The sequence below is a fragment of the Blautia sp. HA9023 genome (genome assembly GCF_056504095.1).
In genome coordinates this window covers 656,912-671,321 of the sequence record NZ_JBWLUR010000006.1, presented here as the reverse complement: position 1 = coordinate 671,321, position 14,410 = coordinate 656,912, and the positions used below count along the sequence as shown (strand labels likewise).

General features: G+C 44.9%; 7 protein-coding genes. All 7 read left to right on the top strand.

The window, feature by feature from the left end:
* Positions 1 to 328: 328 nt before the first annotated feature.
* The 7 genes from AC04Q6_RS07135 to moaA all read left to right on the top strand — a co-directional run bounded on the left by AC04Q6_RS07135 (position 329) and on the right by moaA (position 14,409).
* Positions 329 to 1,084, top strand: a complete 756-nt coding sequence (locus AC04Q6_RS07135; RefSeq protein ID WP_118062203.1) for a threonine/serine exporter family protein — start codon at positions 329 to 331, stop codon at positions 1,082 to 1,084.
* Between the two features lie 79 nt (positions 1,085 to 1,163).
* The gene (locus AC04Q6_RS07130; RefSeq protein WP_118070823.1) at positions 1,164 to 1,610 is read left to right on the top strand and encodes a threonine/serine exporter family protein; all 447 of its coding nucleotides are present in this window, start codon (positions 1,164 to 1,166) and stop codon (positions 1,608 to 1,610) included.
* Positions 1,611 to 2,059: 449 nt separating this feature from the next.
* On the top strand, positions 2,060 to 3,487 hold the full coding sequence (locus AC04Q6_RS07125) for a leucine-rich repeat domain-containing protein (RefSeq protein ID WP_118070824.1): 1,428 nt from the start codon (positions 2,060 to 2,062) through the stop codon (positions 3,485 to 3,487).
* 3 nt (positions 3,488 to 3,490) lie between these two features.
* Positions 3,491 to 10,375 carry a leucine-rich repeat protein gene (locus AC04Q6_RS07120; protein WP_255820961.1) on the top strand — a complete coding sequence of 2,295 codons (6,885 nt, stop codon included), beginning with the start codon at positions 3,491 to 3,493 and terminating at the stop codon, positions 10,373 to 10,375.
* A gap of 589 nt (positions 10,376 to 10,964) precedes the next feature.
* The gene (metG, locus tag AC04Q6_RS07115) at positions 10,965 to 12,938 is read left to right on the top strand and encodes a methionine--tRNA ligase (RefSeq protein ID WP_244096087.1); all 1,974 of its coding nucleotides are present in this window, start codon (positions 10,965 to 10,967) and stop codon (positions 12,936 to 12,938) included.
* Between the two features lie 2 nt (positions 12,939 to 12,940).
* Positions 12,941 to 13,420, top strand: coding sequence for a cyclic pyranopterin monophosphate synthase MoaC (moaC, locus tag AC04Q6_RS07110; protein WP_118062200.1), 480 nt, complete (start codon positions 12,941 to 12,943; stop codon positions 13,418 to 13,420).
* Positions 13,420 to 14,409: a GTP 3',8-cyclase MoaA gene (moaA, locus tag AC04Q6_RS07105; RefSeq protein ID WP_118062199.1), complete on the top strand. Its 990-nt coding sequence runs from the start codon at positions 13,420 to 13,422 to the stop codon at positions 14,407 to 14,409. Before moaC ends, moaA begins: the two co-directional genes overlap by 1 nt.
* Position 14,410: the final 1 nt, after the last annotated feature.

The following is a 14,410-nucleotide window of genomic DNA, read 5'->3' as shown; positions in this document are numbered from 1 at the left end:
TTGGATGAGCCGTCAGCGCTTCGCTGGACGGCTGGGAGGAAAGGCTGAGTTTCCTTGTGGTCTGACGGGAGGTGGTGGGGGCCGAGGCGCTTCGCTGTCGGCTTAGAGGTATTGGGCGCTTCGCTGTCGGCTTAGAGGTATTGGGCGCTTTGCTGTTGGCTTAGAGGTATTGGGTGTTTCGTTGTCGGCTTGATGGGCGTTGGGAGTTTGTTGCTTTGAGGAAATATAGAAGAAATGAATATTTAAACGTGGGGAACTTGGTTGCTTTTGATATTTAGCTGTCCTAAAATAGATGGGGATGAAATAGTTGTACAGGGAGGTGTGCCGGATGACGAGGGATGAGGCGGAGCAGTATTTGTATTATGCGATGACGATTGGGGAGCAGCTTCTTTGCTGTGGTGCTGAAGTTGGGCGTGTTGAGGATACGATCCGTCGTATCTGCCTGGCTTATGGTGCTTCCCGGGCGGATGTTTTTTCCATTACTTCCAGTATTGTGACGACGATTTATGGTGAGGATTTCGGGATTTGTACGCAGACGCGGCGGGTGCCGGGGATGGCGAATGATCTGGGGAGGCTGGATGATCTGAATCAGCTTTCCAGATTTATCTGTGAGTTTCGACCGAAGCCGGAGGAGATTCAGAGGCGGCTGGATGTGATCCGGAATAAAAAGGGATATTCTTTTCGGACGCAGATTTTGATCTATGCGGTGATCTCCGGGTCGTTTTCTGTTTTTTTTGGCGGGGATCTTAATGATATGATCGCTTCGGCGTTGATCGGTATTGCGTTGAAGTTGTTTGAGGCTTTTGTGAAAAGGGGGGCGCTGAATTCGCTGCTTACGGTGCTTTTGTGTTGTGGAGCGGGTGGTGTCCTTTCCAATCTTACTGTGCTGATCGGGCTGGGGCATCATGCGGATCTGATCAGTATTGGTAATATTATGTTGCTGATTCCGGGTATTGCGTTTACTAATTCGCTGCGTGATATGTTTTCCGGGGATACGATTACGGGTTTGATCCGGTGTATGGAGTCGATTTTGCTGGCGCTGGTTGTGGGACTTGGTTTTACAGCGGCGAATCTGTTGTTCTGAGGGGGTTCAGGCAGAAATGTGATCATGGCGAAGAACGGTAACAGAGACAACGGTGTGTCCATGAATATGGAGGAAAAATATGAGAGAGATCATACAGCTGATTGTATCCTTTACAGGGTCGCTTGGTTTTGCGGCGTTGTTTAATATACATGGTAAAAAATTGTGGTTTGCGGCTCTGGGGGGCTGTTTGTCCTGGGCGGTTTATCTGGCGGTGGAGTTTGTGACTCCCAGTCCATATGTCTGTGGTTTCTGGTCAACGGTGGCGATTACTTTGTATGCGGAGTGTATGGCGAGGGTTCACAAGACGCCGGTTACGGTTTTTCTGGTTTCTGCTACGATTCCGTTGATTCCGGGGGCGGCATTGTATCGTACTATGAACTGGATGATGATGAAGAACTGGGCGAATTTTCAGAAGGACGGGATTTATACGATCCTTTTTGCGGCGAGCATGGCTGCAGGTATGACGTTGACGACCATTGCTTTTCGGATGGTTTGGCGGTGGATGTACAGGCAGAGACGGATGTGAGTGTATGAAACGCATGATAAGGTGGAATTTGGATGGCGATATCTATCTGATCTGGATGTAGATTTGGAATGATAGTTAATGACACATGGCAGGAATGAAAACTGCTGTGTGTTTTTTTTATGCCGAATGTGTAGTATGAATATTTGATTAACTTATAAGAGATTATTTGGGAATGTTCCAGGGATATGGAACTGGCTTCCGGACAGGATCAACTTACGTCGGAAGGGATTTACACTGTTGAAAAAATTAGATAAATTCTCGCAGAAACAATCAGCAGTAGTGCCAAATCTGCCGGAAATGCCTGGTTTGGCTTTGCTTTATTTGGGGATGTAGGGTAGAATTGTGATATAGAGTGTGAACGTAAGTTATGAAGTGTTTGCGTTCATATACATGTAGCAGAGCGGAATGTGAATGTCCGCTTTATTGGACAAAAGACAGGAGGATGGGGAATGAAATTGAAACAGGTTCTGGCAGTTATGCTGTCATCTGTGATGGTCTTGTCTGCGGCTCCGACAGAGGTTTTTGCTTTTGATGATCCGGGGGTTCTGACGGACAGTTCCGGAGGGATAGCAGATGGGGAAGCAGGACAACTGGAGGCTGGAAATGCCAGTGCGGCATCTGCAGAAGCAGATGGGAATTTTGACGAAGGTGCGGCGCAAGAGGATATTGCAGAGAGGACATCTGATGTAAGTATGGCGCAGGGTGATACTGCGGATGCAGCGTCTGGTGGGAATGCAGTGCAGGGAGATATCTCAGAGGCGGCATCTGATGGAAATGCAGAACAGAATAATATTGCGGATGTAGCTCCTGATGGAAGCTCAGGACAGAATGATATCTCAGATGAGATATCCAATGAAGAAGAACTTCAGCAGGATATGCAGGGAGGTGACTCTCTGGAAAAAGAGGAAACGGATGCAGCTGCGATTGATGTGTTTTCGGATGGGGAGAGTGCAGATTCTGTAGATACGCAGACTGCGAAGAGTGTTACGGCCAGTGGAGCTGTAAATGATAATGTTACATGGACTTTATATGAGGACGGAGAGCTGGTAATTTCAGGAAATGGTCTGGTACCTCCATATTATAGTGAAACATCGGTACCATGGAACAGTTACAAGAGCCAGATAACAAGTCTGACAGTGGAAGATGGAATTACATATATTGGCGATTATGCTTTTTTCGGATGTGGCATTCTTGAAAACGTTACAATTGCAGACAGCGTTGTAGAAGTTGGAAGAAAACTGTTTGAGGAATGTACAAGTCTGGAGCATGTAACATTATCGAAAAATCTTAAAGCAATTCCGGAATGCATGTTTACAAAATGTGTGAGTCTTACCAGCATTGATCTGCCGGACAGTATTATAACAATTGGGGAGCAGGCTTTTGCATATTGTACGAAACTGCAGAGCGTTAAAATCCCGGATAAAGTTGCGACAATGGACTGGGGCGTTTTCTGGGAATGCAGCGGTCTGACAAGTGTAACACTTCCAGAGGGACTGGCAAGTATTGGAAATGGTGAGTTTGAGAATTGCGAAAATCTTACAGAAGTTGTGTTGCCGGAAAGTCTGTCAAGTATGGGGACAAACGTTTTTTACGGATGCAAAAAACTTACGAAAGTAAATATTCCTGAAAAAATATATACAATTCCAGGCTATACATTTGAGGACTGTATCAGTCTGGAAAGTGTTAATATTCCGAATACAGTAACGAGAATCGGAGAAAGAGCATTTTGGGGCTGTAAAAAAATATCAGAACTTGTTCTTCCGGAAAACATTACCAATATAGAACAATATACATTTTATGGCTGCATCAGCCTGAGATCTGTTAATATTCCGAATAATGTAAGGAATATTGACCAGTATGCTTTTTATCAATGTTAGTCTCTGGAAGAAATAACAATACCAGATAAAGTAAAAAGTATTGGAACAGAAGCGTTTGGTAATTGCAGCAGTTTGTCGGAGGTTGTACTGTCAGCTGAAGTTACGGATATACCGGTAGGGTTATTTGATGGTTGTACAAATCTTCAGAAAGTTACGTTGTCAGACAGCATAGAGAATATTGGAAATGGTGCATTTTCCCACTGTAGCAGTCTTCAGTCCATTAATATTCCGGACAATGTAAAAACGATCGGAGACAATGTATTTGGTAATTGCAGCAGTCTTCAGTCCATTAATATTCCAGGCAGTGTAAAAAGTATTGGTGCAGAAGCTTTTGATGGGTGCGTAGTGCTGGAAACTGCGACAATTTCGGACGGTGTAGAGAGCCTTGGAGATATGGCATTTTATTATTGTGAAGAACTGAAAGAAATTGTGCTGCCAGACAGCATTAAAAATATTGGGGAAAAAATATTCGGTCAGTGCCATAAACTCAGAAAAGTAACATTATCAAAAAACATTTCCGGTATTACAGAGGGCATGTTTATGGGATGCCATCACCTTGAAGAAGTTACAATACCGGAAGGAATTACAAGTATAGGAAAAGACAGTTTTTCGGAAGCTGGAAACAGTATTCTTCTTATACCGAATACTGTAACAAGTATCAGTAAAGAGGCTCTTAATTCCAGCTGGGGTCTTTCAGTTATCAGATTTACCGGTTCAAAAGAAGAATGGGATAAGCTTGGTTTAACGAGCAGCAATATTCACAACGCAACTGTTTATTATAATTACGATCCAAACCATGAACATTCTTATGAACCACATGTCATAGAAGCAAGCACATGTACAGAAAAAGGCCTCCAGAAGATGGTATGCAGTCTTTGCGGAGATTCCTATAAAGAGGAAATTCCGGCTGCCGGACATAAAGAGGTTATTGACGAGGCAGTAGCACCGACCTGTGAAGAAAGTGGAAAGACAGAAGGAAGTCACTGTTCTGTATGTAATGAGATCCTGAAAGAACAGGAAGAAGTTCCACCTGCCGGACACACAGTGGTAAAAGACGAAGCGATAGAGGCGACCTGTGAAGAAAATGGAAAGACTGAAGGAAGTCATTGTTCTGTATGTGGAAAAATCCTTCAGGAACAGCTGGAACTTTTCCCGGCGCTGGGACATGACTGGGAAGAGAGTGAAGTCACTCCTGCAACCTGTACAGAGAAAGGTGAGAAAAAATACACCTGTACAAGATGCCAGAAAACAAAAACAGAAGAAATTCCGGCAACCGGCCACACGAAAGTCATTGATGAGGCAGTAGCACCAACTTGCGAAACACCGGGTAAAACAGAAGGAAGTCACTGTTCTGTATGTGGTGAGGTCTATCAGGAACAGAAAGAAATTCCGGCAACCGGCCACAGCTGGGACGAAGGAAAAATAACCAAATATCCTACGGCAACAGAAGTAGGAGAAAGGACATATACCTGTAAATCCTGCGGATCTACTAGAACAGAGGCAATTGACAAAGATAACAGTGTCCGTGCATCAGGCTATAATGGCTCGATCAGCTGGATTCTGTATAAAGACGGGAAACTGGTATTTAAAGGCGATGGAGCAATATTGAATCAAAGTGATACTCTGGAGCCATGGAACAGTTATAAAAATTACATATTTGAAGTAAGTGTAGAAGATGGGATCACGGAGATAGGAGAATCTGCTTTTTCAGGATGGAATAATATTGAAAAAGTTACAATTTCTACAAATGTTACAGATATTGGTTCAAATGCATTTTATAGCTGCATAAGTCTTGAAGAAATAAGTTTGCCGGAAGGACTTAAAAGTATTTCCAGCCAGGCGTTCCGGAATTGCAGTAACCTTATAGAGGTTATATTTCCTGAAAGCCTTACAAAAATTGGAGAAAGAACTTTTGCAGAATGCAGTAAACTAAAAAAAGCGGAACTTCCGGAGGGAATCAGTGAAATTCAGGAAGGTACTTTTGACGGATGCCGGAACTTAAAGCGTGTAACGCTTCCGGATAATGTAAAGTACATAAGAAGGCAAGCGTTTTATGGCTGTGAAAATCTTGTTGAACTGACACTGCCAAAAGATCTGAAGGAACTTGGAGCAGAGACTTTTGGGGATTGCAAAAAAATCACTTCGATCACAATTCCGGAAGGTGTTACAACTCTTCCAGAATATCTGTTTAATACCTGCGAAAGTCTTAAAACTGTTACAATCCCTGAAACAGTAACAGAGATTGATCAGAGAGCATTTCAGAACTGCAGCAGTCTGACAGGTATTGAATTACCGGGCGGTATTATCAATATACAGGAAGGGACATTTTCCAATTGTACGGCGTTGAAGGAAATTGTGATACCGGAAAATGTAAGAAACATTGGTGATAATGCGTTTGAAAGGTGTTCTTCGCTGGAAAAAGTAATACTTCCAGCTGTGTTGAAAAATATTGGAAGTGGAACATTTGCTTCCTGTAGCAGCTTAAAAGAAATTACAGTTCCGGACAAAGTCAGCAACATTGGAAGCAGTGCATTTTCCGGTTGTTCCAGTCTTGAAACTGTGAAACTTTCAGAGAAGCTTACAGAAATCAGTGATAACACATTTGAGTATTGCTCCGGTATCAGAAGAATTGAAATACCGGAAAGTGTAACTGATATCAACCAGAATGCGTTTAAATCATGTGAGAATCTTAATATTATCACAATCCCGAATACGGTAACTGATATTGCAAACACCGCTTTTGCAGAGTGCAGTGGCCTTTCCGCGATCCGATACACCGGCTCAAAGGCAGAATGGGATAAATATGGTTTAACAGAAGATGATATTAACCATGCAACGGTGTACTATAATTATGATCCGAACCACGACCATTCTTATGAAGAAACGATCATACATCCGGCATCCTGCACAGAAACCGGCCTGAAAAAGATGATCTGCAGTCTTTGCGGAGAGTTTTATGAAGAAGAGATTCCGCTTCAGGAACATAATGTGGTGATTGATGAAGGTGTAGCAGCGACCTGTGAAACAGCAGGAAAAACCGAGGGAAGCCATTGCTCTGTCTGTGGTACTGTGCTCAAAGCCCAGGAAGAAATTCCGGCTACCGGACATACGATAGTTGAAGATGCATATGTAGCACCGACCTGCGAGACGCCGGGAAAAACCGAAGGAAGCCATTGTTCTGAATGTGGATTTGTTTTTCAGACGCAGCAGGAAATTCCTCCGACAGGACATAGCTGGACAGAAAAAGAAATTACAAAAGAAGCAACCTGTACCGAAGATGGCGAGCGTACACTGATCTGTATGAACTGTGGAAACACCATGACAGAAAGTATTTCCGCTTTAGGCCATGAGAAAGTAAAGGATGAAGCCATAGACCCGACCTGTGAAACACCTGGAAAGACCGAGGGAAGCCACTGCTCCAGATGCGATTTCGTATTCCAGGCACAGGAAGAGATCCCGGCTCGTGGACATGCCGAGGTAACAGATGAAAGAATAGAAGCGACCTGCGAAACAGCAGGAAAAACCGAAGGAACCCACTGCGAGATCTGTGGAAAGATCTTAAAAGAACAGGAAGAGATTCCAGCAACTGGTCACACAGAAGTAGAATTGGTAACCAGGGCAGCAACCTGTGAAGAATCAGGAAACGCAATGGTATACTGCAGCACCTGCCATAAGATTCTTACTGATAAAAAGGAAATCCCGGCAACAGGCCATACCGAGGTAGCAGATAAGGCCGTAGAGCCAACCTGTACCGAAGATGGAAAAACAGAAGGAAAACACTGTTCTGTCTGCGGAAAGATCCTTGAGTTCCAGAAAGTGATCCCTGCAACCGGCCATGACTGGAAAGAGGGAGAAATCCTTCGAGATCCAACCTGCACAGAGGAAGGCGAGAAGGGTTACACCTGTACAAAATGCCAGGGAACCAAAACAGAAAAAATCCCTGCCCTGGGTCATACAGAGGTGATCGATGAAGCTATAGCACCGACCTGTGAGGAAGCAGGAAAAACAGCAGGAATCCGCTGTTCTGTATGCAACGAAATTATAAAAGCGCAGGAAGAAGTTCCGGCAACCGGTCATAAAGAAGTAATCGACGAGGCCGTAGACCCGACTTGTGAGAAAACAGGAAAAACAGAGGGAAGCCACTGTAAGACCTGCGAGAAAGTTTTAAAGGCCCAGAAAGAGATTCCGGCACTGGGTCATAAAGAAGCTGAGATCATAACAAAAGAAGCAACCTGCGAAGAGACAGGAAACATTCTTGTATATTGCAGTACCTGCGAGAAAGTTTTAAATTATCACAAAAAGATTCCGGCAACCGGCCACAGAAAAGTAGCCGATGCAGAGATCGCACCAACCTGTGAATCCATGGGATGGACAGGCGGAAGCTACTGTTCTGTATGCCAGAAAGTCCTGGAACCACGAAAGGGAATTCCACGTCTTGCTCATACAGAAGTAGAAGTAGTAACCAAAGTAGCGACCTGTGAAGAACCGGGAAATGCCCTGGTATACTGCAGCAGCTGTAAGAGAATCCTGACGGATGAAAAAGAAATTCCGGCAACCGGCCATACGATCGTGGACGATAAAGCAGAAGATGCAACCTGTGAGAAACCAGGAAAAACAGCAGGAAGCCATTGTTCTGTCTGCGGTAAAGTGTTTGAATCCCAGGAGGAGATTGAGGCATCTCCACATACAGAAGTCGAAGTAGTAACCAAAGCCGCAACCTGTACAGAGCCAGGAAATGCGATGGTATTTTGCAGCACCTGTCATAAGATCCTGACCGATAAGAAAGAAATTCCGGCGACAGGCCATGATCCGATAACGGTTGATCCTGTAGTACCAACCTGTACCGAAGATGGAAAAACTGAGGGAATCCATTGCTCCGTCTGCGGTGAAGTATTAGAAGAGCAGAAAATAATCCCGGCAACCGGTCATAACTGGGAAGCAGGAGAAACCGTCAAAGAAGCAACCTGTACCGAAGAAGGTGAGCAGAGCTACACCTGTACAAACTGCAAAGAAACAAAAACAGAAAAACTTCCGATGATCGAGCATCAGGAAGTGACCGATGAGGCAGTAGCAGCAACTTGCGAAGAACCAGGAAAAACCGAAGGAATCCACTGTTCAGTATGTGGTAAAATATTGAAGGAACAGGAAGAAATTCCAGCCATCGGACATAACTGGGAAGCAGGAGAAATTGTCAAAGAAGCAACCTGTACCGAAGAAGGTGAGCAGAGCTACACCTGTACAAACTGCGAGAAAACCAGAACAGAAAAACTTCCGATGATCGAGCATCAGGAAGTAACCGATGAGGCAGTAGCAGCAACCTGTGAAGAATCAGGAAAAACCGAAGGAAGCCATTGTGCAGTCTGCGGTAAAGTACTGAGAGTTCAGAAAGAAACGCCATCTCTTGGACATAAAGAAGTCATTGATAAGGCCATAGAAGCCACCTGTGAAACAGCAGGAAAAACTGAGGGAAGTCATTGTAAGATCTGCGATAAGATCCTGAAAGCCCAGAAGGAAATTCCGGCACAGGGACACAAAGAAGCGGAAATGGTAACAAAAGCAGCGACCTGTCAGGAACCGGGAAATGCCCTGGTATACTGCAGCACCTGCCACAAAATTCTGAACAGCCATAAAGAGCTTCCGGTAACAGATCATAAAGCAGTGATCGATAAAGCCGTAGCTCCAACCTGCGAAGAATCCGGAAAGACCGAAGGCAGCCATTGCCAGACCTGCGGCAAAGTACTGAAAGAACAGGAAAAAATTGCGCCAACCGGACACACAGAAAAAGTAACCGATGAGGCAACAGCCGCCACCTGTGAAACACCAGGAAAAACGGAAGGAAGTCATTGTTCCGTCTGCGGCAAAGTACTGAAAGAGCAGAAAGAAATTCCGGCTCTTGGCCATACAGAAACCATTGATCCGGCAGTAGCAGCGACCTGCGAGGAGGCAGGAAAAACGGCAGGAAGTCATTGTTTTATCTGCGGTAAAATACTGAAGGAACAGAAAGAAGTTCCGGCAACCGGTCATAAAGAAGCGGTTACAGATAAGGCAGTAGAGCCAACCTGTGAAACACCAGGAAAAACGGAAGGAAGCCATTGTACAGCCTGCGGAAAAACTCTGAAAGAGCAGCAGGAGATTCCGGCATTGGGTCATACAGAAACAATGCTTGTGATAAAAGCAGCTACCTGTGAAAAAGAAGGAATGGAAATTCCGTACTGCAGTGTCTGCAAAAAGATCCTTGGCGAGCAGAAAGAAATTCCTGCAATTGGCCACAGCTTTACAGCATGGACTACAAAAACAGCAGCAACAGTATTCAAACCGGAAGTTCAGACACGTATCTGCGATACCTGTCAGAAAACAGAGACCAGAGATTATGGAAAGAAATTAACACCATATATGAAAACTTCCGTAACTTCACTTCTCTTAAAGACAAAACAGAAAACGACAGTGCTGAAAGTTTCCGGCCTGAAAAGCGGTGACTCCATCGTTTCCTGGAAATCCAGTAATACAAAGGTTGTCACAGTATCCGGAAAAACGAATGGAACCAGCACAGTTACAGCCGGTGCATTGAAGGGAACTGCAACGATTACGATCACATTAAAGAGTGGTCTTAAGAAAACAGTGAAAGTTACTGTTCAGCCGACAACTGTAAAAACAACAAAAATCTCCGGAATCCCGGCAGGAGTAACTTTAAAGAAAGGCCAGAGCAGGGTATTACAGCCAGTTCTCGCTCCGGTAACAAGCCAGGAAAAAGTAACTTATACATCCAGCAAAACATCCGTAGCAGTTGTAGCTTCCAACGGCAAGATCACCGCAAAAGCAAAAGGAACTGCAGTGATCACCGTGAAATCCGGAACCAAAACTGTGAAATGTAAAGTAACCGTAAATTAATATTTCCCCGTTTACAAACCACTGGAAATGTGTTACGATTTTCTCATATGGAAAACTCGTGGAAGAAGAGAGTACATGTGTACACCACACTACAGGGAAATCCCCGGAGGACTTTTTTGAACGCAGATTATGAAGCGATTGCGTTTATGGATATGCAGCAGAGTGAAATGTGAAGATTCATTTTGTGCAAGAGTTCCGAGACTGAGAGGGATGTGCAGGCGCAGATGGAAGATGGCTTCAGAGAGGCATTGCTGACCCGGTTTGAATGCGATAAGCGGAATGCGAATGTCCCGTTTAATGGACACCGGCAGGCAGTGACAGGACCGCCTGTTATAGCGGAAGGGTATAGAGTTTGCTGTACCTGATGAGGTTTTTGCCGCGAGGCAGGAACGAACAGAAGTGGTAACACGGGTAATAACTCGTCTTCTCATATCGCAAGTGGTATGAGAAGACGTTTTTTTATGTCACAGGAAATTACATTGTAATCTTCCAATGGCATCGACAGGATTTTTCCTGTTTTGGCTGAATATACTTTCAGTCAGTTATGAGTAAGCATACAATTATTTTTTATATTATGGAGGAAAGAAAAATGGAAAAGCAGAGATATTATATCAGCACTGCCATTGCGTACACATCCGGTAAACCGCATATCGGAAATACTTATGAGGTTGTTCTTGCAGATGCCATCGCACGTTTTAAGAGACAGCAGGGATATGACGTATATTTCCAGACAGGTACTGATGAGCATGGCCAGAAGATCGAGCTGAAGGCCGAGGAAGCTGGTGTTACACCGAAGGAATTCGTAGATAACGTTTCCGGTGAGATCAAACGTATCTGGGATCTGATGAACACATCCTATGATAAATTTATCCGTACAACAGATAAAGACCATGAAGAGCAGGTCAAAAAGATCTTCAAAAAAATGTATGCAAAGGGAGATATCTACAAAGGTCATTATGAGGGAATGTACTGTACCCCATGCGAGTCTTTCTTCACAGAGTCTCAGCTTGTAGACGGTAAATGCCCGGACTGCGGACGTCCATGCGTACCTGCTAAAGAAGAGGCATATTTCTTCAAAATGAGCAAATATGCAGATAAACTTATTGACTATATCAACACACATCCGGATTTCATCCAGCCGGAGTCCCGTAAAAACGAGATGATGAACAACTTCCTTCTTCCGGGTCTTCAGGATCTCTGTGTATCCAGAACATCCTTCAAATGGGGAATTCCGGTAGATTTTGATCCGAAGCACGTTGTATATGTATGGCTGGATGCCCTGACAAACTATATCACAGGTATCGGCTATGACTGTGACGGAAACAGCAGCGAGAAATTCAACAAATACTGGCCTGCAGATCTTCACCTTATCGGTAAAGATATCATCCGTTTCCATACTATTTACTGGCCGATCTTCCTGATGTCTCTGGATCTTCCGCTTCCGAAACAGGTATTCGGACATCCGTGGCTTCTTCAGGGCGATGGAAAAATGAGTAAATCCAAAGGAAATGTAATTTACGCAGATGAGCTTGTTGAGTTCTTCGGTGTAGATGCTGTCCGTTATTTCGTACTCCACGAGATGCCGTTTGAGAATGATGGTGTCATCACATGGGAGCTGATGGTTGAGAGACTGAATTCCGATCTTGCAAATACACTTGGAAACCTTGTAAATCGTACAATCTCCATGTCCAATAAATATTTCAACGGAATCGTTGAGAACAAGAACGTTACTGAGCCGGTTGATGAGGATCTTAAGAATTTCATCCTTCAGGTTCCGAAGAACGTTTCCGCAAAAATGGACAAACTTCGTGTTGCAGATGCCATTACAGAGGTATTCTCCCTGTTCAAACGTTGCAACAAATATATCGATGAGACAATGCCGTGGGCACTTGCAAAGGATGAGACAAAACAGGATCGTCTTGCAACGGTTCTCTACAACCTGGTTGAGGGAATCTGCATCGGCGCATCTCTTCTGAAATCTTTTATGCCGCGTACAACAGAGCGCATTCTTGTACAGCTCAACGCAAACGAGAGAACTCTTGAGGATATGGAGCAGTTTGGTCTTTATCCGTCAGGAAACCGTGTAACTGACAAACCGGAGATCCTTTTTGCAAGACTTGACCTGAAAGAGGTTCTTGAGAAAGTTGAGAAACTTCATCCGAAGAAAGAAGAGAAAAAGGAAGAAGTAAAAGAGGAGAAAGAGGAAGCCAAAGATGTGATCGACATCGAGGCAAAACCGGAGATCACTTTTGATGATTTTGAAAAACTTCAGTTCCAGGTTGGCGAGATCATTGCCTGCGAGGAGGTTAAGAAATCCAGAAAGCTTCTCTGCTCCCAGGTTAAGATCGGAAGCCAGGTACGTCAGATCGTATCCGGAATCAAGGCTCACTATTCCGCAGAGGAAATGGTTGGCAAAAAAGTTATGGTTGTTACAAATCTGAAACCTGCCAAACTTGCAGGAATCCTCAGCGAGGGTATGATCCTCTGTGCAGAGGATGCAGATGGAAATCTTTCCCTGATGGTACCGGAGAAAGAGATGCCTGCAGGCGCTGAGATCTGTTAAATATGAAACTGAATCATTTTGATGAAAATGGCAATGCTGTTATGGTGGATGTGTCCAATAAACCGGACACTCACCGTACGGCGACAGCTACCGGTTCCATTCAGGTAAGCCCGGAGATCATGGACGCGGTAAAAAGCGGAAATGTGAAAAAGGGTGATGTGCTTGGGGTGGCCCGTGTGGCGGGTATCATGGGTGTGAAGCGTACTTCTGACCTGATCCCCATGTGCCATCCTCTTCCCATCCAGAAATGCTCGGTGGATTTTGAGACGGATGAGGATAAGGGTGTGATCCGAGTATTCTGTACAGTAAAAACAGAGGGAAAAACCGGCGTGGAGATGGAAGCGCTGACGGGTGTTCAGGTAACGCTTCTGACAATTTACGATATGTGTAAAGCTATCGATAAGCGTATGGTTATGTCGGATATCCATCTGGAAGAAAAAACAGGAGGCAAAAGCGGAGATTTCCGTTTTGAGGAAAAATAATGATAGACAGGTGCGGAAGAAACATTGATTATCTCAGGATTTCCGTAACTGACAGATGTAATTTGCGGTGTATTTATTGTATGCCGGAGGAGGGAGTGCAGCACGTAGAGCGCTCCCTCATTTTGCAGGAAGAGGAAATTTTGAGGATCTGCCGGGTGATGGCAGAGTTGGGAATCCGAAAGATCAAGCTCACCGGTGGGGAACCGCTGGTGAGACCTCGGATGCCCAAGCTTGTGGAAAAACTGAAAAAGATGCCGGGGATCGAGAAAGTGACTCTGACTACAAATGGTGTGCTGCTGAAAGAGCAGATGAGGGATTTTGCCCAGGCGGGACTGGACGGACTGAACATTAGTCTGGATACTATGGACAAGGCCTGCAGCAGACGGATCACCAGAAGAGATGAGCTTGGACGGACACTGGAAGGAATCCGGGAGGCGCTGGGGTATCCGGAGATTTCTCTGAAGATCAACTGTGTGCCGCTGGGAATTCCGGAGCAGGATCTTTGCCAGATCGCTTTGATTGCCCGGGACCATAAGGTGCATGTACGTTTTATTGAGATGATGCCCATTGGCATGGGAAAAGATTTCCGGGGAGTATCAGAAGAGGAACTGCTGGAGATCCTTGGGAAAAAACTTCCGCCTTTTTCAATCTATGAGGGGGAGCCGCTGGGAAACGGTCCCTGTCACTATTATGATGTGGAGGGTTTTTCCGGAAAGATCGGATTTATCAGCGCGGTAAGCCATAAATTCTGCGGGGAGTGTAACCGGATCCGGCTGACTTCCCAGGGATTTCTGAAAACCTGTCTGCAGTATGCGGCGGGGCGGGATCTTCGGGCGGTGATCCGAAATGGTGGTTCGGATGAGGAGATGAAAAAGGTGATTCTGGAAGCTCTTGCGGAGAAACCGGACGGGCATGTTTTTGGCGGCAGCCTGGAGAAACAGAAGGAAGATAAGACGGAGAAGCTTTGTATGGCGCAGATCGGAGGTTGAA

Bases quoted from the DNA above. Each gene is read 5' to 3' on its own strand.
- AC04Q6_RS07130 (WP_118070823.1), top strand. From the start codon at position 1,164: ATGAGAGAGATCATACAGCTGATTGTATCCTTTACAGGGTCGCTTGGT.
- metG (WP_244096087.1), top strand. From the start codon at position 10,965: ATGGAAAAGCAGAGATATTATATCAGCACTGCCATTGCGTACACATCC.
- AC04Q6_RS07125 (WP_118070824.1), top strand. From the start codon at position 2,060: ATGAAATTGAAACAGGTTCTGGCAGTTATGCTGTCATCTGTGATGGTC.
- moaC (WP_118062200.1), top strand. From the start codon at position 12,941: ATGAAACTGAATCATTTTGATGAAAATGGCAATGCTGTTATGGTGGAT.
- moaA (WP_118062199.1), top strand. From the start codon at position 13,420: ATGATAGACAGGTGCGGAAGAAACATTGATTATCTCAGGATTTCCGTA.
- AC04Q6_RS07135 (WP_118062203.1), top strand. From the start codon at position 329: ATGACGAGGGATGAGGCGGAGCAGTATTTGTATTATGCGATGACGATT.